The organism is Micrococcus sp. CS26, assembly GCF_055522295.1.
Map to the genome: position 1 here is coordinate 53,685 of NZ_JBVFVY010000012.1, position 20,910 is coordinate 74,594.

The 20,910-nt window shown below is 72.2% G+C and carries 20 protein-coding genes; 17 read left to right on the forward strand and 3 right to left on the reverse strand.

Going from position 1 to position 20,910, the window contains the following annotated elements; all coding sequences use genetic code 11:
• The first annotated feature begins 76 nt into the window (after positions 1-76).
• From hrcA to ACZ1IK_RS07145, 11 genes are all read left to right on the forward strand, one after another.
• On the forward strand, positions 77-1,090 hold the full coding sequence (hrcA, locus tag ACZ1IK_RS07095; protein WP_073116454.1) for a heat-inducible transcriptional repressor HrcA: 1,014 nt from the start codon (positions 77-79) through the stop codon (positions 1,088-1,090).
• A 75-nt stretch (positions 1,091-1,165) separates the two neighbouring features.
• A complete protein-coding gene (dnaJ, locus tag ACZ1IK_RS07100) occupies positions 1,166-2,299 on the forward strand; it encodes a molecular chaperone DnaJ (protein WP_036380884.1) in 1,134 nt (377 codons plus the stop codon).
• Positions 2,296-3,057: a 16S rRNA (uracil(1498)-N(3))-methyltransferase gene (locus ACZ1IK_RS07105; RefSeq protein ID WP_101962541.1), complete on the forward strand. Its 762-nt coding sequence runs from the start codon at positions 2,296-2,298 to the stop codon at positions 3,055-3,057. The genes dnaJ and ACZ1IK_RS07105 overlap by 4 nt, the downstream gene beginning before the upstream one ends.
• A 144-nt stretch (positions 3,058-3,201) precedes the next feature.
• Positions 3,202-4,209, forward strand: coding sequence for an IS481 family transposase (locus tag ACZ1IK_RS07110; RefSeq protein ID WP_465098421.1), 1,008 nt, complete (start codon positions 3,202-3,204; stop codon positions 4,207-4,209).
• A 49-nt stretch (positions 4,210-4,258) separates the two neighbouring features.
• Positions 4,259-5,293 (forward strand): PhoH family protein, encoded by a 1,035-nt coding sequence (locus ACZ1IK_RS07115; RefSeq protein ID WP_369997114.1) that lies wholly within the window; start codon positions 4,259-4,261, stop codon positions 5,291-5,293.
• Positions 5,283-5,756: an rRNA maturation RNase YbeY gene (ybeY, locus tag ACZ1IK_RS07120; RefSeq protein WP_465098422.1), complete on the forward strand. Its 474-nt coding sequence runs from the start codon at positions 5,283-5,285 to the stop codon at positions 5,754-5,756. Before ACZ1IK_RS07115 ends, ybeY begins: the two co-directional genes overlap by 11 nt.
• Before the next feature lie 11 nt (positions 5,757-5,767).
• Complete coding sequence (locus ACZ1IK_RS07125) at positions 5,768-7,093, forward strand: hemolysin family protein (protein WP_465098423.1); 1,326 nt, start codon at positions 5,768-5,770, stop codon at positions 7,091-7,093.
• A 43-nt stretch (positions 7,094-7,136) separates the two neighbouring features.
• Entirely contained in the window at positions 7,137-8,102 is a 966-nt protein-coding gene (gene era / locus ACZ1IK_RS07130; protein WP_002854662.1) for a GTPase Era, read from the forward strand.
• A 337-nt stretch (positions 8,103-8,439) separates the two neighbouring features.
• Positions 8,440-10,173: a 2-isopropylmalate synthase gene (leuA, locus tag ACZ1IK_RS07135; RefSeq protein ID WP_115164918.1), complete on the forward strand. Its 1,734-nt coding sequence runs from the start codon at positions 8,440-8,442 to the stop codon at positions 10,171-10,173.
• Positions 10,170-10,991 (forward strand): DNA repair protein RecO, encoded by an 822-nt coding sequence (recO, locus tag ACZ1IK_RS07140; RefSeq protein WP_115164919.1) that lies wholly within the window; start codon positions 10,170-10,172, stop codon positions 10,989-10,991. The genes leuA and recO overlap by 4 nt, the downstream gene beginning before the upstream one ends.
• The gene (locus ACZ1IK_RS07145) at positions 10,988-11,851 is read left to right on the forward strand and encodes an isoprenyl transferase (RefSeq protein WP_336630149.1); all 864 of its coding nucleotides are present in this window, start codon (positions 10,988-10,990) and stop codon (positions 11,849-11,851) included. The genes recO and ACZ1IK_RS07145 overlap by 4 nt, the downstream gene beginning before the upstream one ends.
• On the opposite strand, the gene ACZ1IK_RS07150 is transcribed toward ACZ1IK_RS07145, so the two are convergent.
• Complete coding sequence (locus tag ACZ1IK_RS07150; RefSeq protein ID WP_336630148.1) at positions 11,791-12,900, reverse strand: alpha/beta hydrolase; 1,110 nt, start codon at positions 12,898-12,900, stop codon at positions 11,791-11,793. The two genes, ACZ1IK_RS07145 and ACZ1IK_RS07150, sit on opposite strands and share 61 nt — an antisense overlap.
• Positions 12,901-12,955: 55 nt before the next feature.
• Here ACZ1IK_RS07150 and ACZ1IK_RS07155 point away from each other — a divergent pair, with 55 nt between their 5' ends.
• On the forward strand, positions 12,956-14,083 hold the full coding sequence (locus ACZ1IK_RS07155; protein ID WP_371449892.1) for a quinone-dependent dihydroorotate dehydrogenase: 1,128 nt from the start codon (positions 12,956-12,958) through the stop codon (positions 14,081-14,083).
• A 67-nt stretch (positions 14,084-14,150) separates the two neighbouring features.
• Here ACZ1IK_RS07155 and ACZ1IK_RS07160 read toward each other — a convergent pair whose 3' ends face one another.
• Complete coding sequence (locus ACZ1IK_RS07160; protein WP_036384729.1) at positions 14,151-14,771, reverse strand: DUF3043 domain-containing protein; 621 nt, start codon at positions 14,769-14,771, stop codon at positions 14,151-14,153.
• An 80-nt stretch (positions 14,772-14,851) separates the two neighbouring features.
• On the opposite strand from ACZ1IK_RS07160, the gene ACZ1IK_RS07165 reads away from it, so the two are divergent.
• The 5 genes from ACZ1IK_RS07165 to ACZ1IK_RS07185 all read left to right on the forward strand — a co-directional run bounded on the left by ACZ1IK_RS07165 (position 14,852) and on the right by ACZ1IK_RS07185 (position 20,069).
• Entirely contained in the window at positions 14,852-16,255 is a 1,404-nt protein-coding gene (locus ACZ1IK_RS07165) for a dipeptidase (protein WP_206451066.1), read from the forward strand.
• Positions 16,256-16,373: 118 nt separating this feature from the next.
• Positions 16,374-16,766 carry an iron-sulfur cluster insertion protein ErpA gene (gene erpA, locus ACZ1IK_RS07170; RefSeq protein ID WP_069941919.1) on the forward strand — a complete coding sequence of 131 codons (393 nt, stop codon included), beginning with the start codon at positions 16,374-16,376 and terminating at the stop codon, positions 16,764-16,766.
• A 278-nt stretch (positions 16,767-17,044) separates the two neighbouring features.
• Positions 17,045-17,962 (forward strand): aa3-type cytochrome oxidase subunit II, encoded by a 918-nt coding sequence (gene ctaC / locus ACZ1IK_RS07175; protein WP_435817879.1) that lies wholly within the window; start codon positions 17,045-17,047, stop codon positions 17,960-17,962.
• On the forward strand, positions 17,962-19,671 hold the full coding sequence (ctaD, locus tag ACZ1IK_RS07180) for an aa3-type cytochrome oxidase subunit I (protein WP_070708784.1): 1,710 nt from the start codon (positions 17,962-17,964) through the stop codon (positions 19,669-19,671). Before ctaC ends, ctaD begins: the two co-directional genes overlap by 1 nt.
• Positions 19,668-20,069, forward strand: coding sequence for a cytochrome c oxidase subunit 4 (locus tag ACZ1IK_RS07185; RefSeq protein WP_070708785.1), 402 nt, complete (start codon positions 19,668-19,670; stop codon positions 20,067-20,069). Before ctaD ends, ACZ1IK_RS07185 begins: the two co-directional genes overlap by 4 nt.
• Positions 20,070-20,694: 625 nt before the next feature.
• Here the strand turns inward: ACZ1IK_RS07185 and ACZ1IK_RS07190 are convergent.
• A partial coding sequence (locus tag ACZ1IK_RS07190; RefSeq protein ID WP_465098424.1) for a hypothetical protein occupies positions 20,695-20,910 on the reverse strand: 216 nt, incomplete at its 5' end.

Genomic DNA, 20,910 nt, shown 5'->3' on the forward strand with positions numbered 1-20,910 from the left:
ACTTGACCCGCCGGAGTGCCAGCCAGGGGCACCTCCGGGGTCGCCCCGGATCCCGACGGACCAGAGGAGGACCGAGATGTCGGAGCAGCCCCGCCGCCTGCAGGTGCTCCAGGCGATCGTGGAGGACTACGTGGCGCTGCGCGAGCCCGTGGGCTCCAAGGCGCTCGTGGAACGGCACGCCCTGGGCGTGTCCTCCGCGACCGTGCGCAACGACATGGCGGCGCTCGAGGAGGAGGGCCTCATCGTGGCCCCGCACACCTCCGCCGGGCGCGTCCCCACGGACAAGGGCTACCGCGTGTTCGTCGACCGCCTCTCCGAGGTGAAGCCGCTGTCCCCGGCCGAGCGCCGGGCCGTGCGGACCCTGCTGGACCCGGAGACGGACACCGAGCACATGATGGAGTCCACGGTCCGCCTCCTGGCCCAGCTGACCCAGCAGGTCGCCGTCGCGCAGTTCCCCCACGAGGACGGCTCCACGATCCGCCACCTCGAACTGGTCTCCCTCGCGCCCACGCGCGTGCTCGTGGTCCTCATCCTGTCCACGGGGCGGGTGGACCAGCGGCACGCCGTGCTGGACCGTCCGGTCGAGGAGGCGGAGCTGTCCGTGCTCCGCGGCCTCCTGCTGGACGCCCTGCTGGGGCTCGGTCCGGTGCAGGCGGCCACCGTGGTGGACGACGTCGTCGCCCGGGTCCGCCCGGAGCACCGGCAGTCCGCCGCCCTCGTGGCCGCGGCCGTCCACGACCTGCTCGAGGCCGGCCGGCAGGACCGCATCGTCCTGGCCGGCACCGCCAACCTGGCCCGCTCCCCGGGGGACTTCGGCGCGTCCATCGGGCCGATCCTGGAGGCGCTCGAGGAGCAGGTGGTGCTGCTGCGCCTGCTCACGGAGATGGAGCAGGACGCCCACGGGGTGTCCGTGCGGATCGGCTCCGAGAACGCCGGATCGCTCGCGGACACCTCGGTGGTCGCGGCCGCCTACGGCCCCGGCGCCGTGGCGAAGGTCGGTGTCATCGGACCGACCCGGATGGACTATCCGGGCACCATGGCCGCCGTCCGGGCGATCGCCCGCTATCTCTCCCGCATCCTGACCACCTGACGCGCCTCTGCGCGTCCTGGCGGGCCCCGTCCCGCATCGCCCCACGTCCCGCTCTCCCCGAGAGGAATCCCCACCGTGACCGACCACTACGAGACGCTCGGCGTCAGCCGTGACGCCAGCACTGAGGAGATCCGCCGCGCCTACCGCAAGCTCGCGCGCACCCACCACCCGGACGTCAACCCCGACCCGGAGGCGGCCGAGCAGTTCAAGCGCATCTCCCACGCCTACGAGGTGCTCTCGGACGAGGGCCGGCGTCGGGCGTACGACACGACGGGCAATGAGAACGGCCAGGCCGGCTTCCCGGGCGGCTTCGGCGGGGCGGGCGGCTTCGGGGGCTTCGCCGACATCTTCGAGACCTTCATGAACGCCGCCGGCCAGGGCGGCCGCGGCGGCCCCGCCAGCCGCGCCCGCCGCGGCCAGGACGCCCTGGTGACCGCGCGGATCGACCTGCGCGACGCCGTCTTCGGCGGCGAGCAGACGATCGAGCTGGACACGGCCGTGCGCTGCGATCGGTGCGAGGGCTCGTGCTGCGAGCCCGGCACCCAGCCGGAGACCTGCCAGACCTGCCACGGCCACGGCATGATCCAGCGCCCCGTGCGGTCGCTGCTGGGCACCGTCATGGCCACCGAGGCCTGCCCCGCCTGCCAGGGGTTCGGCACCGTCATCCCGACGCCCTGCCACGAGTGCGACGGGCAGGGCCGCGTCCGCACCCGGACGCCGCTGACCCTGCGCATCCCCGCGGGCGTGGACGACGGCACCCGCATCCACCTCGCCGGCCGCGGCGAGGCCGGCCCGGGCGGCGGCCCGAACGGGGACCTCTACGTGGAGATCGCGGTCCGCCCGGACGAGACCTTCCGCCGCGAGGGCGACCACCTGGCCACCACCGTGACCGTCCCCATGGCCGCCGCGGCCCTGGGCACCACCGTCACGCTGGACACCCTGGACGGCAAGCAGTCCGTCAGCCTGGACCCGGGCGTGCAGTCCGGCCACGTCGAGGTCCTCCACGGCCTGGGCGTCGGCCGCCTGCGCGGGCAGGGCCGTGGCGACCTCAAGGTGGACGTGGTGGTCACCACGCCCACCGACCTGGACGACGAGCAGCGCCAGCTCCTGGAGCGCCTGGCCGAGGTGCGCGGCGAGGAGGTCGTGCACGGCGCACCCCAGGCCAAGGGCATGTTCGCCCGGCTGCGGGAGAACCTGAGGAACCTGTGACCGCCCCCCTGTTCCACCTCGAGCCGGGCGCCCTGGCCGGCGCGAGCGCGGGCGCGGAGGTCGTCTTCGGCGGTCCCGAGGCCCGGCACGCCGCCGCGGCCATGCGCCTGGCCCCCGGGGAGGCCGTGCTCCTGGCCGACGGGTCGGGCACGCTCGGCCACGGCACCGTGCTCGCGGCCGCCCCGGACGCGGTGACCGTGCGGCTGGACACGGTGGCGGAGGAGCCGGCGCCCACCCCGGCGCTCGTGCTCGTCCAGGCCCTCGCCAAGGGCGACCGGGATCTCATGGCGGTCCAGGCCGCCGTCGAGCTCGGCGTGGACGCCGTGGTGCCCTGGGAGGCCGAGCGCTCGATCGTCCGCTGGAAGGGTCCCAAGGCCGCCAAGGCCCGCCAGAAGTGGGCGGACACGGCCCGCGCGGCCGCCAAGCAGGCGCGTCGCGCCCGGGTGCCCGCGGTCCGGGACCACGTCTCCGGGACGGCGGTCGCCGGGCTGGTCCGGGACGACGACGGCGGCCGGCTCGTCCTCGTGCTGCACGAGGACGCGGAGCACGGGGTGTCCGCGGTGCCCGCGGAGCGACTCTCCGCGGCCGCCGAGATCGCCGTCGTCGTGGGCCCCGAGGGCGGGATCGGCCCGGCCGAGCTCGAGGCCTGCGTGGCCGCGGGGGCCGTGCCGGTGCGGCTCGGCCCGCACGTGCTGCGCGCCTCCACGGCCGGCCCCGCCGCCCTCGCCGTGCTCCAGCACCGGCTCGGCCGCTGGTGAGCCCCGGCAGGACGACGCGCCGACGCCTAGATGTTGTGGGTCATGAGGTTCTTGCCACGGGGTACGGGCTGAGATGAGACGAGTGGGCCCCGCCCCGCAGGATGGAAGTTCCTACACCACCGACCTGCCCGAGAAGACCCACTCATGACTCACGCTAACGCACCCCTGACCCCGACCGGCCGTCTCAGGATGGTCCACCGCCACCTGCACGACGGGATCCCGCAAGCACACGTGGCAGCCGAGTTCCGGGTGAGCCGGCCCACGGTGGCCACCTGGGTGGCCCGCTACCGCGCCGAGGGCGAGGCCGGCCTTCAGGACCTGCCCAGCCGGCCGCACCGTTCACCTGCCCAGCTCGATCCGGTCCTGGTCGCCCAGATCCACGCCCTGCGGCGGGAGCGCAAGTGGTCCGCACGGCGCATCCATCACCACCTCGTCTCCGAGGGCCACCGGGTGTGTCTTCGTACCGTGGGACGGTGGCTGCACCGACTCGGGATCTCCCGCCTACGGGACCTGACCCCGGCCGGAGAAGACCTGCGCCAACGACCACAGAAGATCACCGCGAGAGGGCCGGGGCACATGGTGCACCTGGATGTGAAGAAGATCGGGAAGATCCCAGACGGGGGCGGTTGGCGCACCCACGGACGTGACAGTGAAGCAGGCCGTGCTTCCAAGCGCGGGCCTGGCCGGCGGGTCGGCTACACCTACCTGCACTCGGCGATCGACGGGTTCACCCGGCTGGCCTACACCGAGGCGTTGGAGGACGAGCGGACGGTGACCACGATCGGGTTCTTCTGCCGGGCGCGGGCGTTCTTCGCCGCCCACGGCATCACCGTGGACCGGGTGATCACGGACAACGGAAACAACTACCGGGCTGCGGACTTCACCGCCAAGGTGGTCTCGCTCGGGGGCCGGCATCACCGGATCCGCCCCTACACCCCGCGCCATAACGGGAAGGTCGAACGCTACAACCGGCTGATGGTCGATGAGGTCCTCTACGCCCGCCCGTATACCTCAGAGACAGCTCGGCGTGAGGCGCTGGCCGTGTGGGTGAACCACTACAACTACCATCGGCCTCATACCTCCTGCGGGAACGCCCCGCCGGCCTCGTTGGCCCCGGCCCGAGTCAACAACGTCATGCCCTCCTACACCTAGACTGGACGGGACGTCCCGCCCCCACGACCCCGAGGTGATCCGCCCCATCGTGACCGTGCCCCCCACGACCCCGACCCCGCCCGCCACCGCGCACGAGGGGGTCGCGTTCGAGACCGCCGACCTCATGGTCCGCACGCTCGGACCGCAGGACGCCCTGTTGCGGATCCTCGGCGGCGTGTTCCCCACCGTGGACGTCACGGTCCGCGACCAGCGGCTGGACCTGGCCGGGCCGGTGGCCGACGTGGCCACGGTGCGGCGGGTCGTCGAGGACCTGCGCTCGATCGCCCGCCGCGACCAGGCCGTCACCCCCGAGGTGATGGGCCAGGTCGTCCACCACGTCCGCGACGCCGCGACCGGGCGCGGCGCGGGTCAGCTGCACCTGGACTCGATCCTCTCGGGCCGGGGCCGCCGCATCCGCGCGAAGACCCTGCACCAGCAGGACTACGTGGAGGCGATCGACCGCTCCACCGTCGTCTTCGGCATCGGCCCGGCCGGCACCGGCAAGACCTACCTGGCCATGGCCAAGGCCGTGCAGGCGCTGCAGGCCAAGGAGGTCAACCGCATCATCCTCACCCGCCCGGCCGTCGAGGCCGGCGAGCGGCTCGGCTTCCTGCCCGGCGGGCTCTCCGAGAAGATCGACCCGTACCTGCGCCCTCTGTACGACGCGCTGCACGACATGATCGAGCCCGAGTCGATCCCGCGGCTGATGGAGGCCGGGACCATCGAGGTCGCCCCGCTGGCGTACATGCGCGGCCGCACCCTGAACGACGCGTTCGTGATCCTCGACGAGGCCCAGAACACCACCGGCGAGCAGATGAAGATGTTCCTGACCCGCCTCGGCTTCGGTGCCCGCATGGTCGTCACGGGCGACACCTCGCAGGTGGACCTGCCGCGCGGCACCCAGTCCGGCCTGGCCCAGGCCGTCGAGGTGCTCGAGGGGATCGAGGGACTGGAGATGGTCCGATTCGACTCCTCCGACGTGGTCCGGCACTCGCTGGTGAGCGCCATCGTGGACGCCTACGACGCCGCCCGCGGTCCCGCGGAGCGGTCCCAGAAGCGAGGAGGGGCCCGCCGTGGCCGTTGAGATCCTGAACGAGTCGGGGATCGAGGTCCCCGAGGACGCGCTGCTGCGCATGGCCCGGCACGTGTACGCGCGCCTGCACGTCCACGAGCGCGCCGAGACGGCCGTGACCGTCGTGGACGCCGCGCGCATGGCCGAGCTGCACGAGGAGTGGATGGACCTGCCCGGGCCCACCGACGTGATGAGCCTGCCCATGGACGAGCTGACCCCCGGCTCGCCCGAGGCGCCGGCCGAGGGCGTGCTGGGCGACGTCGTGCTCTGCCCCGAGGTCGCCGCCGAGCAGGCGGCGCGCGGCGGGCACTCCCGTGACGACGAGCTGCTCCTGCTGCTCACCCACGGCATGCTCCACCTGCTCGGGTACGACCACGTCGACGACGCCGAGCGCGAGGAGATGTTCACGCTCCAGGATCGGCTCGTCTCCGAGGTCCTCGGCCGGCCCGCCCCGGCCCCCACCGTCGAGGATTGAGCGCACCGCCCATGCTGACACCCGCCGTCCTCTTCGCCCTCTTCCTGGTCTTCCTCGGCCTGACCTGGACGCTGTCCCTGGCCGAGTCCGCGTTCTCCTACCTCTCCCGGCGGGATGCGGAGGACATCGTCCGCGAGCAGCCCGGCTCCAACGTCCTGGAGATCGCCCGCGAGCGGGAGAGCCACCTCGGGGCCCTGCGGGTCTGGCGCTTCGTGGCCGAGGCCCTGTCCGCCGTCTGCCTGACCGCGGCCGCCGACGCGGTGGTGGACGACACGTGGCTCGCCGTGGCGATCGCCGCGGTCGTGCTCGTGGGCGTGGCCGCCCTGCTGGGCGTCTGGAGCCCGCGGCCGATCGGCTCCCGCAACGAGGCCGCCGTCGCCCGCCGCCTGGGCGGGCTCGTGTGGGTGCTCCGCCGGGCCCTGGGCCCGCTCGCCGCCCGACTGGACCGGGACCGGCGCCGTCGCGAGGTCGAGCCGGAGGACGAGGACGACTTCCAGGAGCGCCACCTGCGTGAGTTCGTCGCCCGCGCCCACGACGCGGACGTGCTCGCGGACTCCGAGGCGGAGCTGATCCAGTCGGTGTTCTCCATGAACGACACCATCGTCCGCTCCGTCATGGTGCCGCGCACCGACGTCGTCACCATCGACGCCGACCACACGCTCGGCCAGGCCATGGCCCTGTTCCTGCGCTCCGGCAACTCCCGCATCCCGGTGATCGGCGAGGACGCCGACGACATCCGGGGCATGCTGCACCTCAAGGACGTCACCCGCGCCCTGCACCACGACGGCGCTGCGACCGACACCCCCGTCACCGAGGTCATGCGCGACGTCCGCTTCGTCCCCGAGTCGAAGTCCGTGGCCACCCTCCTGCAGGAGCTGCAGCGCGAGTCCACCCACGTGGCCGTGGTGGTGGACGAGTACGGCGGCACGGCGGGGCTCGTGACGCTCGAGGACCTCATCGAGGAGATCGTCGGCGAGATCTACGACGAGGACGACCGCCCGGACCGCCCCGAGGTGGAGTTCGTCGCGCCCGGCGTCTACTCCGTCGACGCGCGCATGGGCATCCACGACTTCCGGGAGGAGTTCGAGCTGCCGGAGGAGGACGAGGACGACGACGTCGACACGGTCGGCGGCCTGCTCGCCAAGGAGCTCGGCCGCGTCCCGATCCAGGGCTCGCGTGTCGTGGTCCAGGGCATCGAGCTCGTCGCGGACACCCTCGAGCCCCGCCGCAACCGGGTCGCGCGCCTGCGCGTCTCCGAGACCCCCGACCGTCCGGTGCGGCTGCGCCGGCGCGAGGAGCGGGCCCACGGCGCCGAGCCCGCCGACCCCGTGGCCTGAGCCGGCCGCCCCACCCCACTCCCTGCCTGACAAGGACGACCCCATGACCGATCTCGTCGATCCGGCCCGCGCCGCGGACGGCTTCCGTTCCGGCTTCGTCTCGCTCGTGGGCCGGCCGAACGCCGGCAAGTCCACGCTCACCAACGCGCTGGTGGGGGAGAAGGTGGCGATCACCTCCTCCAAGCCGCAGACCACGCGCCACACCATCCGCGGGATCGTCCACCGCGAGGACTTCCAACTCGTGCTCGTGGACACCCCGGGCCTGCACCGGCCCCGCACCCTGCTCGGCGAGCGCCTCAACGACCTCGTGGCGGAGACGCTCAACGAGGTCGACGCCGTGGGCATGTGCCTGCCGGCCGACGAGGCGATCGGTCCCGGCGACCGGTTCATCGCCCAGCAGCTCTCCTACCTGCACCGCACCCCGGTGGTCGCCGTGGTGACGAAGACGGACAAGGTGGGCCCGGAGCAGCTCATGGCGCAGCTCGTGGCCGTGACCGCGCTGGGCGACGAGGTCCTCGGGCCGGAGAACGGCGGGGAGGGCTTCGCGGCCGTCGTGCCGGTCTCGGCGGTGGCCGGCCGCCAGGTCGACGACGTCCTGGGCGTCTTCGCGGGCCTGCTGCCGGCCGGGCCGCCCCTGTACCCCGACGGCGAGCTCACGGACGAGCCGGAGGCGGTCATGGTCGCCGAGCTCATCCGGGAGGCGGCCCTGGAGGGCGTGCGCGACGAGCTGCCGCACTCGGTGGCCGTGGTGGTCGAGGAGATGTCCCTGCGCGAGGACCGCCCCGCGGATCGGCCCCTCATGGACGTGTGGGCGAACGTCTTCGTCGAGCGGGACAGCCAGAAGGGCATCATCATCGGCAAGGGCGGCTCCCGGCTGCGTGAGATCGGCGCGCAGGCGCGGGCGGGCATCGAGCGCATGCTCGGCACCAAGGTGCACCTGGACCTGCGGGTCAAGGTCGCCAAGGAGTGGCAGCGCGACCCCAAACAGCTCGGCCGACTCGGCTTCTGAGCCGGAGGCCCCGGCCCGGGCGCGCACGCGCCGGAGCGGGCCGCCGTCGTCGTGCGTCACACGGGGACGGCCTCCTGTGGCCCGGCCCACCTCGGTGCTAGGGTCGGGGGCATGTCCCTCCGCCTCGCGACGACAGCGCCGGCCACGGCCCGCCTGCTACTTCCCGGCCGCACGGGGTCCCCGTGCCAGGCCGTGATCCACGCCGCCTGAGCGCACGCGGAGGCAGGACGCCTCCCACCGGACCGGACACCCCGTGCGGAGTCCCTGACCTCCCGGTCCGGCCACCGACCATCCACCTTTCGCGCGCCCGCCGCGCGCACGTCGAGGGAGAACACGCATGAGCGCCCACCTGCAGAAGTCGTCGGGGATGAAGTTCCACAAGTACGTCCCGTTCCAGGACCAGATCGAGGTCGCCCTGCCGGACCGCACCTGGCCGGACAAGGTCATCGAGAAGGCGCCGCTGTGGTGCGCCGTGGACCTGCGCGACGGCAACCAGGCCCTGATCGACCCCATGGGCCCCGAGCGCAAGCTGCGCATGTTCCAGCTGCTCGTCGGCATGGGCTTCAAGGAGATCGAGGTCGGCTTCCCGTCCGCCTCGCAGACCGACTACGACTTCGTCCGCCAGCTCATCGAGGGCGACCACATCCCGGACGACGTCACCATCCAGGTCCTCACCCAGTCCCGTGAGCACCTGATCGAGCGCACCTTCGAGGCGCTCGAGGGGGCCGACCGGGCCATCGTGCACCTGTACAACTCGACGTCGGTGCTGCAGCGCCGCGTGGTGTTCCGACAGGACGAGGACGGGATCGTGGACATCGCGACCTCCGGCGCGCGCCTGGTGAAGAAGTTCGAGGAGCAGCTCAAGGGCACGCAGATCACCTACGAGTACTCGCCCGAGTCCTACACGGGCACCGAGCTCGAGTTCGCCCGGCGCATCTCGGACGAGGTGGCCACGGTCCTGGAGGCCTCCACCGACCGCAAGATGATCCTGAACCTGCCGGCGACGGTGGAGATGTCGACCCCGAACGTGTACGCCGACTCGATCGAGTGGATGCACCGCAACCTGGAGCACCGCGACTCGCTCATCCTCTCCCTGCACCCGCACAACGACCGCGGCACGGGCGTGGCCGCCGCCGAGCTGGGCTACCTCGCCGGGGCGGACCGCATCGAGGGGTGCCTGTTCGGCAACGGCGAGCGCACCGGCAACGTGGACCTGGTGACGCTGGGCATGAACCTGTACTCGCAGGGCATCGACCCCATGATCGACTTCTCCGACATGGACCACATCAAGCGCACGGTCGAGTACTGCAACCAGCTGGCCGTGCCCGAGCGCTCGCCCTGGGGCGGCGACCTCGTCTTCACGGCCTTCTCCGGCTCCCACCAGGACGCCATCAAGAAGGGCTTCGAGGCGATGGAGGTCGACGCGAAGGCGGCCGGCACGGACGTGGACGGCATCCCGTGGGCCGTGCCGTACCTGCCCATCGACCCGAAGGACATCGGCCGCTCGTACGAAGCCGTCATCCGCGTGAACTCGCAGTCCGGCAAGGGCGGCGTCGCCTACCTGCTCAAGTCCGAGCACAACCTGGAGCTGCCGCGCCGCGCGCAGATCGAGTTCTCCCACGTCATCCAGGATCTGGCCGACGCCCAGGGCGGCGAGGTTTCGGGCGCCGACCTGTGGCGCGTGTTCCAGGACGAGTACTTGCCCGCCGACGCGGCGGAGGCGCAGTGGGGCCACTACCGGCTCCGCTCGGTCTCCTCGGCCTCCGGCGAGGACGGCGCGTTCCGGATGGAGGCCGAGCTCGAGGTCGACGGCGTCACGCAGACCCGCACGGCGCAGGGCAACGGCCCGATCGACGCGTTCCTGCGCATCCTCGGCGAGGAGGGCGTGGACGTCCGCGTGCTCGACTACTCCGAGCACGCGCTGTCCGAGGGCGGCGCGGCCATGGCCGCCGCCTACGTGGAGGCGGCCGTGGGCGACCGTGTCCTCTGGGGCGTCGGTCTGGACCATAACACCACCACCGCCTCGCTGAAGGCCGTGGTGTCCGCGGTGAACCGCGCCCTGCGCGCGTGAGCGGTTCCGGCTCCTCCCGGCGGGGTGCGCGGCACGGCGGCTACGCGGCGAACTCGTTCCGCACCGAGGCCATCGTGCTGCGCACCCACCGTCTGGGGGAGGCCGATCGCATCATCGAGGCGCTCACCCCCGAGGACGGCCTGGTCCGAGCCGTGGCCAAGGGGGTGCGCAAGACCTCCTCCCGGCTGGGCTCGGTGGTGGAGCCGTTCATGCACTCCACGCTCCAGCTCGCACGCGGCCGGGGGGAGCTGCACACCGTGAGCCAGGCGCAGCTGCTGCACCCGTACGCAACGATGCTGGCCGCTGACTACGACGCCTACACCGTCGCCGGCGCCCTCGCCGAGGCCGTCGAGCGGGTCCCCGCGGTCGACGACGACGGCCGGCGCGCCCAGTACCGCCTGTTCCACGGCGCGCTGGCCGCGCTGGCCCGCGGCGCGCACGACCCGCGCCTGATCCTGCACTCGTTCCTGCTGCGCGCGCTCGCCCAGGCCGGCTGGGCCCCGACCTTCGACCGGTGCGCCCGCTGCGGCGCCCCCGGCCCGCACACGGCACTGCACGTGGGCCTCGGCGGGGCCGTCTGCCCCGAGTGCAGGCCACCCGGTGCCGCTCACCCGGCCCCGGAGACCTTCGACCTGCTCTCGGCCCTCGCGGCGGGGGACTGGGCCACCGCGGACGCCTCCGGGGCCCCCGCCCGCCGCGAGGCGGCCGGTATCGTGGCGGCGTACCTGCAGTTCCACGCCGAGCGGCGCCTGGTGTCCCTGTCCGTCCTGGACCAGGACCTCGGCCTCCCCGCCCCGCGCGTCGAGAGGAGACCATGAGCGCCGACCGAGCCCCGCAGTCCCCGCCGCCGCACCCCTCGGGCGCGGTCGCCCCGCGGATCGACCCGCGTTTCGTGCCCCGGCACGTGGCGATCGTGATGGACGGCAACGGACGGTGGGCGAACCAGCGCGGCCTGCCCCGGACCGAGGGCCATCGGGCCGGCGAGGCGGCCCTGCTGGACGTCGTCGCCGGGGCGGTGGAGCTGGGGATCGGCCACGTGTCCGCGTATGCGTTCTCCACGGAGAACTGGCGGCGCTCGGCGGAGGAGGTCCGCTTCCTCATGGGCTTCTCCCGGGACGTGCTGCGCCGGCAGCGGGACACCCTGCACTCGTGGAACGTGCGGATCCGGTGGAACGGGCGGGCCCCGCGCCTCTGGACCCCCGTGATCCGGGAGCTGCAGGAGGCCGAGGAGCTCACCCGCCACAACACCGGGACCACGCTGCACATGTGCGTGAACTACGGCAGCCGGGCCGAGATCCTGGACGGCGTCCAGGCGATCGCCGAAGAGGTCCGGGCCGGCCGGATGCGGCCGGGCGAGATCAGCGAGGACGTCATCACCCGCTACCTCGACCGCGGCTTCCGCACGGGGCAGGACGTCGACGTCGTCCCGGACGTGGACCTGTTCCTGCGGACCTCGGGGGAGCAGCGCCTGTCCAACTATCTGCTGTGGCAGTCCGCCTACGCGGAGCTGCTGTTCCTGGACGTGCTGTGGCCGGACGTCGACCGGCGGACCCTGTGGGCCGCCGTCGAGACCTACGCCCGACGGGACCGCCGCTACGGCGGCGCCGTGGACACCCCTCAGCCGACGCCGTCGTCCGGCGCGCCGGACTCGGCCGCGGACGCCGACGGCGGCGCGTAGGCCCCCAGCCACGTGAGCGTCGCGGCACCGGCCGCCTCGCGCACCGACGCGGGGGAGGCGAACACGTCGTGCAGCGCGTCGGGGAGCCGGTGGACGGTCACCCGGTCGCCGAGCCGCAGGGAGCGGCGGGCCATGGCGTCGGGGTCCAGGACGATGTCCGAGGTCAGCATCGCCTCGGCGTAGGACGTGCCCCGATGCCCGCGCGCGGAGACGAGCACGAGGATCGGCACGGTGACGTCGAGCCGCCCGGCCACGGCCCGGTGCCCCGAGAGGACCGCGCTCAGCCAGGCGGCCGGCACCTCGAACGCGTGCGGGGGACGCCAGAGCGGGTGCAGGTCCCATTCGCCCTCGGCCTGGTCCGAGAGGGTGCGCCAGTAGTGGTCGATGCGCGGCAGTGTGAGCATGGCGTAGGGCTTCATGGCGGAGACGGGCCCCACGATGGACTTCGCCAGCAGGCGCACCCCCGCGCTGCCCTGCATCTCCAGCCACGGGCTGTTGAGCACGAGCGCGGCGAGGCGGCCGGGATTCCGGTCCGCCCACAGCGCGGCGATCAGCCCGCCGGTGGAGTGTCCCATGAGGATGGGCGGCAGCGGGTGGTCCTGGGCGATGGTCTCGAACGCGGCCTCGAGGTCCGCGTCGTAGCGGGCCAGGTCGTCCGTCCAGCCGGGCGTCTGTCCCGTGCGCAGCGAGCGGCCGTAGTGGCGGAGGTCGACGGCGTGGAAGGCGTAGCCGGCGGCCTCGAACGCGTGGGCGAGCGGGGCGTTGTAGAAGTAGTCGCTCCAGCCGTGCACCGAGAGGATGGGTCGCCGGACCGGGTCACGGGCGGCGTCGGTGCGCGGACGCACCACTGTGACAAGGTTCTGTCCTTGTTCATCGGTGTCGAGGCCGAGCGTGCATCGTTCGAAGCCCGGCAGCCCGTCCGGGACCCAGCCCAGGCCCGGCGGATCGTCGAGGAACGGGCGGGTGTCCTCCTCCGTCGGTCCGCCGGCGGGTGCGCCGTGCGGGGCGGAGGGGTCCGGGGGCGGCGGCTGGAGCGGGTCACGGGCCATCCGACCACTCTAGGAGGACCCCGGGCGGGCGGGAGGCCCGTGCGAGGATGGGGGCATGCAGCTGCCTGATCCCAAGTCCGCCGTCGACGGCCTCCTGACCTCCCGCGCGCCTCGCCTGTACCCGCCCTTCTTCCGTGTCGTGTTCGGCGGCATGGACGCGGAGCAGGCGCATCATCGGGGCTTCGACGCGATCCGGCTGGCCGAGCGCACCGGGGCGTCCGCCGCCCTGCGCGCCGCCTTCCGCCCGGACCCGATGCTCGCGCGCACGGTCATGGGCCTGCGGTTCCCGACGCCCTTCGGCCTGGCCGCGGGGTTCGACAAGGACGGCCGGGGGACCGCCGCCCTGGCCGACCTCGGGTTCGGCCACATCGAGGTCGGCACGATCACGGCGCAGCCGCAGCCCGGCAACCCGCAGCCCCGACTGTTCCGTCTCGTGGACGACCGGGCGCTGGTCAACCGCATGGGCTTCAACAACGACGGCGCGGCGGCCGTCGCCCCCCGCCTGGCGCGGACCCGGCAGACACTGGAGCGCCGCTTCGGCCCGGCCCGGCCGGTCCTGGGCGTGAACATCGGCAAGACCAAGGTGGTCCCCCTCGAGGACGCGGCGGACGACTACCGGGCCTCGACCCGCCTGCTCGCGCCCCACGCCGACTACCTGACGGTCAACGTGTCCTCGCCGAACACGCCGGGGCTGCGCCAGCTGCAGGAGATCGACGCGCTGGAGCCGATCCTCACGGCGGTGCGCGAGGAGGCCGACCGTGCGGTCCCGGACCGTCGCGTGCCGCTGACCGTGAAGATCGCCCCGGACCTGGCGGACGACGACGTGCGCGCCGTCGGGGCGCTCGCCGAGCGCCTCGGGCTCGACGGCGTCATCGCGACCAACACGACCGTCTCCCGGGAGGGTCTGCGCACCCCGCGTGCCGACGTGGACGCCCTGGGCGCGGGCGGCCTGTCCGGCGCCCCGCTCCAGGAGCGGTCGATGCGGGTGCTGGAGGTCCTGCGGACGGCGCTGCCGACGGGCACAGCCGTCGTCAGCGTGGGCGGGGTGACGGACGCCGACGACGTCCAGGCCCGTCTCGACGCGGGCGCGGACCTCGTCCAGGGCTACACCGCGTTCCTCTACGAGGGGCCGTTCTGGGCCGGCCGGATCACCGCCGGGCTGGCGCGGTCCCTGCGGGGCTGACGGTCTGCTCGCCGGGGCCGCGACGGCCCGGACCCACCGGGGGTCCGGGCCGTGGCGCGGTGTCGTCTCAGGCGGGGTACTCGCCCCGCTTGACCTGGGGCTTGGGCAGACGCAGGCGGCGGAACTGCAGGGCCCGCATGATGCCGTAGAAGCCGGTCCCGGACTCCGGCGTGCCGAAGCGCTCCGTCAGGCCCTTCTTGATGTGCCGGCTGACCAGGAAGCTCTCGATGAGCACGAGGGCCACGAGGACGTACAGGCTGATCATCAGGATCAGCTGCGCCTCGCGGCCGGGGATGAACATGAGCAGGACGTAGGCGAAGACGACGGGCATGAGCCACTCGCCGATGCCGGTGCGCGCGTCCACGTAGTCACGGACCCAGCGCTTCTGCGGCCCCTTGTCGCGTGCCGGGAGACCGCGCTCGTCCCCGGTCTCCAGCGCGGCGCGCTGGCGCATCCGCTCCTGGGCCATCGCCTGACGCTCGGCCTTGCGAGCCGCCTTGCGATCTTCGGGGACCAGGGTGCGACGGCGCGCGGCCTCCTGGTCGCGGCGCCGCGGAGTCGGGCCCTTCTTGCCCTGCGAGCGGTCGCGCGGCGCGGCCCCGGACACGGCGCCCTCGGCGGGAGCAGCCGAGGAGCCGTGAGTCGAGGGGGCGGGCGCGGTCTCGGGGGTCTTGTCTCGCTTGAACACCCGTCCAGTCTAGTGGTGGGGCGCGTCCGGCCCGGCCGGAGGCGCGGCCCTCGGCCCGGCCGCCGTCTACGCTGGCCGTCATGACTGACATCACCTCCCGTGCGCCGCAGGACGCGGCCCTCGTCTCCGCCGTCCGTGAGGCCGTCGAGGCCCGTTTCCCGACGACCCTCCAGACCCTCACCGACCTCGTGGCGATCCCGGGCATCGCCTGGGACTCCGCGGACCGCGCCCAGCTCGAGCGGTCCGCGGAGGCCGTCGCGGGCCTGCTGCGCGAAGCGGGCCTGCAGGAGGTGGAGATCGTGACCGAGACCCGCGACGACGGCCGGCCCGGCGGGCCGGCGGTGATCGGCGAGAAGCCCGGCGCCTCTGACAAACCCACCGTCTTGTTGTATGCCCATCATGACGTGCAGCCGATCGGGGACGAGGACCTCTGGGACACCCCGCCGCTCGTGGCCACCGAGCGCGGCGGGCGGCTGTACGGCCGCGGCGCCGCCGACGACAAGGCCGGCATCATGGTCCACCTCGCCGCCCTCGCCGCCCTGCGGGACGTCCTGCCCGACGCCGGCGTCGGCGTCCGCGTCTTCATCGAGGGCGAGGAGGAGGCCGGCTCGCCCACCTTCCGCACCTTCCTGGAGAAGCACCGGGCGCGCCTCGACGCCGACGCGATCGTGGTCGCGGACTCGTCCAACTGGGCCGTGGGGGAGCCCGCGCTGACCACCTCCCTGCGCGGGCTGGTGGACGGCACGGTGACCGTCCGGGTGCTCGACCACGCCGTGCACTCCGGCATGTTCGGCGGGCCGGTCCTGGACGCCGTCGTCCTGCTCTCGCGGCTGATCGCCACGCTCCACGACGCGGACGGCGCGGTCGCCGTGCCCGGCCTCGAGCCGCGGCAGACCGCGGGCCTGGACTACCCCGAGGACGTCTTCCGTGCGGACGCGGGCGTGCTGGACGGGGTGACCCTGGCCGGCCGCGGCCCGGTCGCGGACCGGCTGTGGAACGCTCCCGCGCTGAGCATCATCGGGATCGACGCGCCCTCGGTCGCGGAGTCCTCGAACACGATCCAGCCCGCGGCGCGCGCGAAGTTCTCGCTGCGCCTGGGCCCCGGCATGGAGCCCGCGGAGGCCTTCGAGGCGCTGCGCACCCACCTGGAGGCGCAGTCCGCGGCGGTGCTCGGCGCGGAGATCACGGTCACCGCGGGGGAGTTCGGCCAACCGTTCACGACGGACACCTCGGCCCCCGCCGCGGCCGCGATGATGGCGGCCCTGGAGGACGCCTGGGGCGTCGAGCCCCGGGCGATCGGCATGGGCGGCTCCATCCCGTTCACCGCGGACCTCGCCGAGGTCTTCCCGGAGGCCACCCTCCTCATCACGGGCGTGGAGGACCCGGACACGCGGGCGCACTCGGCCAACGAGTCGCTGCACATCGACGACTTCAAGCGGGCCGTCGTGGCCGAGGCGCTCTGGCTCGCGCGGCTCTCCGCGTGAGCGCCGCCCGGCCCGTCGGTGCGGCGGGCCGGGAATGCTCCGTGGGCGGCTAGTGTTGCCCGGGAGACCACACGCGCGTGACGGCCCCGTCCGCGCCCCATGATCTGAGGAGGTCACGATGGCTCTGTCCGCAGAGGAGACCGGCGTCGAGATCGGCGCGACCCAGGACGCCGAGGCCCTGCCCCCGCACGAGGTCGAGCTGACCGACGTGGCGGCCGGCAAGGTGCGCTCGCTGCTCGAGCAGGAGGGCCGCACGGACCTGCGGCTGCGCGTCGCCGTGCAGCCGGGCGGCTGCTCGGGCCTGATCTACCAGCTCTACTTCGACGAGCGCGTCCTCGACGGCGACACCGTCCGTGACTACGACGGGGTCGAGGTGATCGTCGACAAGATGAGCGTGCCCTATCTCATGGGCGCGACCATCGACTTCGAGGACACCATCTCGAAGCAGGGCTTCACGATCGACAACCCCAACGCGGGCGGCTCGTGCGCCTGCGGCGACTCCTTCCACTGATCTGCGGGCGCCCGGAGCGCCTCGGACCGCGAACCGGCGGGTCGGCCTCGGCCGGCCCGCCGTCGTCGTGCCCGGGCACCGTGCCCAGGATGCTCGGACCCGACTCCCAGACACGAGGCGCCCGTGTCACGGTGCGGTGAATCCGCGTGTTTCGGCTTAGACTGGCTCTGAATCATCAGGGCATGCCCGTGCTCCCTGCGAGGACGCTGCGAGAAGTCGCCGAATCGTCGGGGGAGCGGGGACGCCCCTCGCACACGAGATGAAGAGGAAGGCCGTCTGTGAGAGCACAGAATGACGCCGGACGTCGGACTCGCCGCCGCTGGACCGCCGGTGCCGTGGGCACCACGGCGCTCCTGGTGCTGACCGGCTGTTCGGCAGAGGTCCAGCGCGGCTGGTACCCCGGCACCCGGGAGACCACCAACCACAACGCCCAGCTCACCGACCTGTGGGTGAACTCCTGGATCGCGGCCATGGCCGTCGGCCTGCTGGCCTGGGGCGCCATGATCTGGTGCATGGTGGCCTACCGCCGTCGCAAGAACGACCAGGGCTTCCCGAAGCAGACGGCCTACAACGTGCCGCTCGAGACCATGTTCACGGCCATCCCGATCCTGATGGTCTTCACGCTCTGGGGCTTCACCGACCGCGTCCAGACCGAGGTCGACCGCCCCGTGGACGACTCGCCGCTGACCGTCACCGTGTACGGCAAGCAGTGGTCCTGGGACTTCAACTACTCCTACGAGCAGGAGAACGGCGAGGTCATCGAGGCCCACTACTCCGGCATCCAGGCCCAGCTGGACGGCACCGAGGGCGTGCGTGACACCCTTCCGGTCCTGTACCTGCCGAACGACGTGCCGGTGCACTTCGAGCTGAAGTCCCGTGACGTGGCCCACTCCTTCTGGATCCCGCAGTTCCTCCAGAAGCGCGACATGGTGCCCGGCAAGACCAACCACCTGTACCTGACCCCCCAGGAGCTGGGCAGCTACGACGGCAAGTGCGCCGAGCTGTGCGGCGAGTCCCACTCCGAGATGCTCTTCAACGTGGAGGTCGTCGACGAGGCGGAGTTCGTCCAGCGCCTCGAGGAGATGGAGCCGGGTCAGGTGGGCGACGAGTACAGCCGCAATCCCAACAACAACCCTGACGGCGCCGGGACGATGGAGCGCGATCTCCAGACCCCCCGCGGTGGAGGTAGCCACTGATGACCACTTACGAGTACGCAACGGATGAGGTGCGCTCACAGGCGCAGCCTCGTGTGGTGCCCCGTTCGCTGGGCAAGATCGTCGTCAGCTGGCTGACGACGACCGACCACAAGGTGCTCGGGTACATGTACCTGATCACGTCCTTCATCTTCTTCTGCATCGGCGGCGTCATGGCCCTCATGATCCGCGCGGAGCTCTTCGAGCCCGGCATGCAGATCCTGCAGACGAAGGAGCAGTACAACCAGCTGTTCACCATGCACGGCACGCTCATGCTGCTCATGTTCGCGACCCCGCTCTTCGTGGGCTTCGCCAACGTGCTGGTGCCGCTGCAGATCGGCGCTCCGGACGTGTCCTTCCCGCGTCTGAACGCCCTGGCGTTCTGGTTCTTCCTGTTCGGCTCGCTCATCGCGACCGCGGGCTTCCTCACCCCGCAGGGTGCGGCCTCGTTCGGCTGGTTCGCCTACGCCCCGCTCTCCAACACCACGTACTCGCCGGGCGTCGGCGGTGACCTCTGGGTGTTCGGTCTGGTCCTCCAGGGCTTCGGCACGATCATGGGCGGCGTCAACTTCATCACCACGATCCTGACGATGCGTGCCCCGGGCATGACGATGTGGCGCATGCCGATCTTCACCTGGAACACGCTCATCACCGGCATCCTGATCATGATGGCGTTCCCGCCGCTGGCCTCCGCGCTCTTCGCGCTGGGCCTGGACCGTCGCTTCGGCGGCCACATCTTCAACCCGGAGAACGGCGGCGCCATCCTGTGGCAGCACCTCTTCTGGTTCTTCGGCCACCCCGAGGTGTACATCATCGCCCTGCCGTTCTTCGGCGTCGTGTCGGAGATCATCCCGGTGTTCTCCCGCAAGCCGATCTTCGGCTACAAGTCCATCGTGTTCGCGACGACGGCGATCGCCGCGCTCTCCGTGACGGTGTGGGCGCACCACATGTACGTGACCGGCGCCGTGCTCCTGCCGTTCTTCTCCGTGATGACCATGCTCATCGCGGTCCCGACCGGCGTGAAGTTCGTGAACTGGATCGGCACCATGTGGCGCGGTTCGATCACCTTCGAGACCCCGATGCTGTGGACGCTCGGCTTCATGGTCACCTTCCTCTTCGGTGGCCTCACCGGCATCATCCTGGCGTCGCCGCCGCTGGACTTCCAGGTCTCCGACACGTACTTCGTCGTGGCGCACTTCCACTACGTCGTCTTCGGCACCGTGGTGTTCGCGATGTTCGCCGGCTTCTTCTTCTGGTGGCCGAAGTTCACCGGCAAGATGCTGAACGAGCGTCTCGGCAAGATCCAGTTCTGGATGCTGTTCGTGGGCTTCCACGGCACGTTCCTGATCCAGCACTGGCTCGGCGTCATCGGCATGCCCCGTCGTTACGCGGACTACATGGTGGAGGACAGCTTCCACGCGATGAACGCGTTCTCCTCGGTCTTCTCCTTCGTCCTCGGCGCGTCGCTGATCCCGTTCTTCTGGAACGTGTACATCACCGCGCGCTACGGCAAGAAGGTCACCGTGGATGACCCGTGGGGCTTCGGCGGCTCGCTCGAGTGGGCCACCTCGTGCCCGCCCCCGCGGCACAACTTCCACTCGCTGCCGCGCATCCGCTCGGAGCGTCCGGCGCTGGACCTGCACCACCCGGAGCTCTACCCGCACTCGCCTCAGCACACCACTAAGGCCTTCGGAGAGAAGGTGGCCCGGTGAAGGTCGCAGCGAACATCTTCTGGGTGATCGGCCTCTTCTTCGTGGGCGCCGGAACCCTCTACGGCTTCTGGAACGAGTGGACTGAGTGGGCTGGCATCCCGGCCCTCTACGCCCTGGGCGCGATGTCCTGGATGATCGCCTGGTACCTGCGGGCCGCCGAGCACAAATACGGCGTCGGCCCTGCAGATGACGAGGACGGTCAGATCGTCGAGTACGCCGGCACCTACGGCACCTTCGCTCCCTGGAGCTGGTGGCCCCTGGGCCTCGGCCTGGGCTGCGCGATCATCGTGACCGGCCTGGCCGTCGGCTGGTGGGTCTTCATCATCGGCATCGTCGCCGCCGCCTACTTCACCTTCGGGTGGGTCTACGAGTTCTCTCGGGGCAAGTACGCCCACTGACCCGGCCGTCGTTCCCACGCCGCAGGCCGGATCCCCTTGGGGTCCGGCCTGCGGCGTTTTCATGCCGCGTGTGCTGCGGAGCGACACGGCGCCGTCGCGGGCAGCCAGCTCCTGCGCCGCGGGGCCGGTCACGGCGACCGGCCTACTCGCCGCTCGGGGGCCAGGCGTGGTGCCCGGGTGAAGGGTTCGCCTGGTGGCCCGTCCCGCTGTCTCGTGGTCTGCGTAGGCCCGGGCATCGACCGCCGCGCAGAGTCAGCGGCGCGCCAGGAGCGCCTCACCGCGCTGCCCATGACGACGTCTGCGTGCCGCGGCGGCACTTGAATGGGCCGTCCCGTCGCGCGTCCCGTTGATGCCCGTGCCCGCGACTCCTACGCCGCTCTCAGCGGCCGGAACGAGCCTCGTCACGTAGAGACCGGGCAGGGGAGTCGCACGGGGTGCAGGCCAGCAGGGCCGTCGCTTGTGACGGTCCACGTGGCGAGGTGAGGGTGACACTTTCGGTGGGCGCCGGACGAGGCCCCCTCCGCCCCCTCTGCACCGTCCGAGGGGGCGGGGCCGGCCCGGCCTCCGGAGAGCCCGTGGCCGCGTCCGCACGGGCACCTGCCACGCACTGTCGACAGCTCCTCGGTCAGGAAGAAAGGGCTGGCCGGTGGTTGCGGCGATGGGCCTCATCATCACCATCGGTGCATCGGTGCAGCGGAGTACGGCTTGGCTCTGCACCGGTGCCCACCATGTTGACCGTGACGCCGTGGCCTGCATCCGGGCCGTCGTCCATCTCGGGGCCCAGGGGTGGCGGATGGCCACCCTGCCGGGACAGCCCCCGCCGCCAGGACACACCGTCGGG

Bases quoted from the DNA above. Each gene is read 5' to 3' on its own strand.
- hrcA (WP_073116454.1), top strand. From the start codon at position 77: ATGTCGGAGCAGCCCCGCCGCCTGCAGGTGCTCCAGGCGATCGTGGAG.
- ACZ1IK_RS07110 (WP_465098421.1), top strand. From the start codon at position 3,202: ATGACTCACGCTAACGCACCCCTGACCCCGACCGGCCGTCTCAGGATG.
- ACZ1IK_RS07125 (WP_465098423.1), top strand. From the start codon at position 5,768: ATGCTGACACCCGCCGTCCTCTTCGCCCTCTTCCTGGTCTTCCTCGGC.
- era (WP_002854662.1), top strand. From the start codon at position 7,137: ATGACCGATCTCGTCGATCCGGCCCGCGCCGCGGACGGCTTCCGTTCC.
- leuA (WP_115164918.1), top strand. From the start codon at position 8,440: ATGAGCGCCCACCTGCAGAAGTCGTCGGGGATGAAGTTCCACAAGTAC.
- ACZ1IK_RS07145 (WP_336630149.1), top strand. From the start codon at position 10,988: ATGAGCGCCGACCGAGCCCCGCAGTCCCCGCCGCCGCACCCCTCGGGC.
- ACZ1IK_RS07150 (WP_336630148.1), bottom strand. From the start codon at position 12,900: ATGGCCCGTGACCCGCTCCAGCCGCCGCCCCCGGACCCCTCCGCCCCG.
- ACZ1IK_RS07155 (WP_371449892.1), top strand. From the start codon at position 12,956: ATGCAGCTGCCTGATCCCAAGTCCGCCGTCGACGGCCTCCTGACCTCC.
- ACZ1IK_RS07165 (WP_206451066.1), top strand. From the start codon at position 14,852: ATGACTGACATCACCTCCCGTGCGCCGCAGGACGCGGCCCTCGTCTCC.
- erpA (WP_069941919.1), top strand. From the start codon at position 16,374: ATGGCTCTGTCCGCAGAGGAGACCGGCGTCGAGATCGGCGCGACCCAG.
- ctaD (WP_070708784.1), top strand. From the start codon at position 17,962: ATGACCACTTACGAGTACGCAACGGATGAGGTGCGCTCACAGGCGCAG.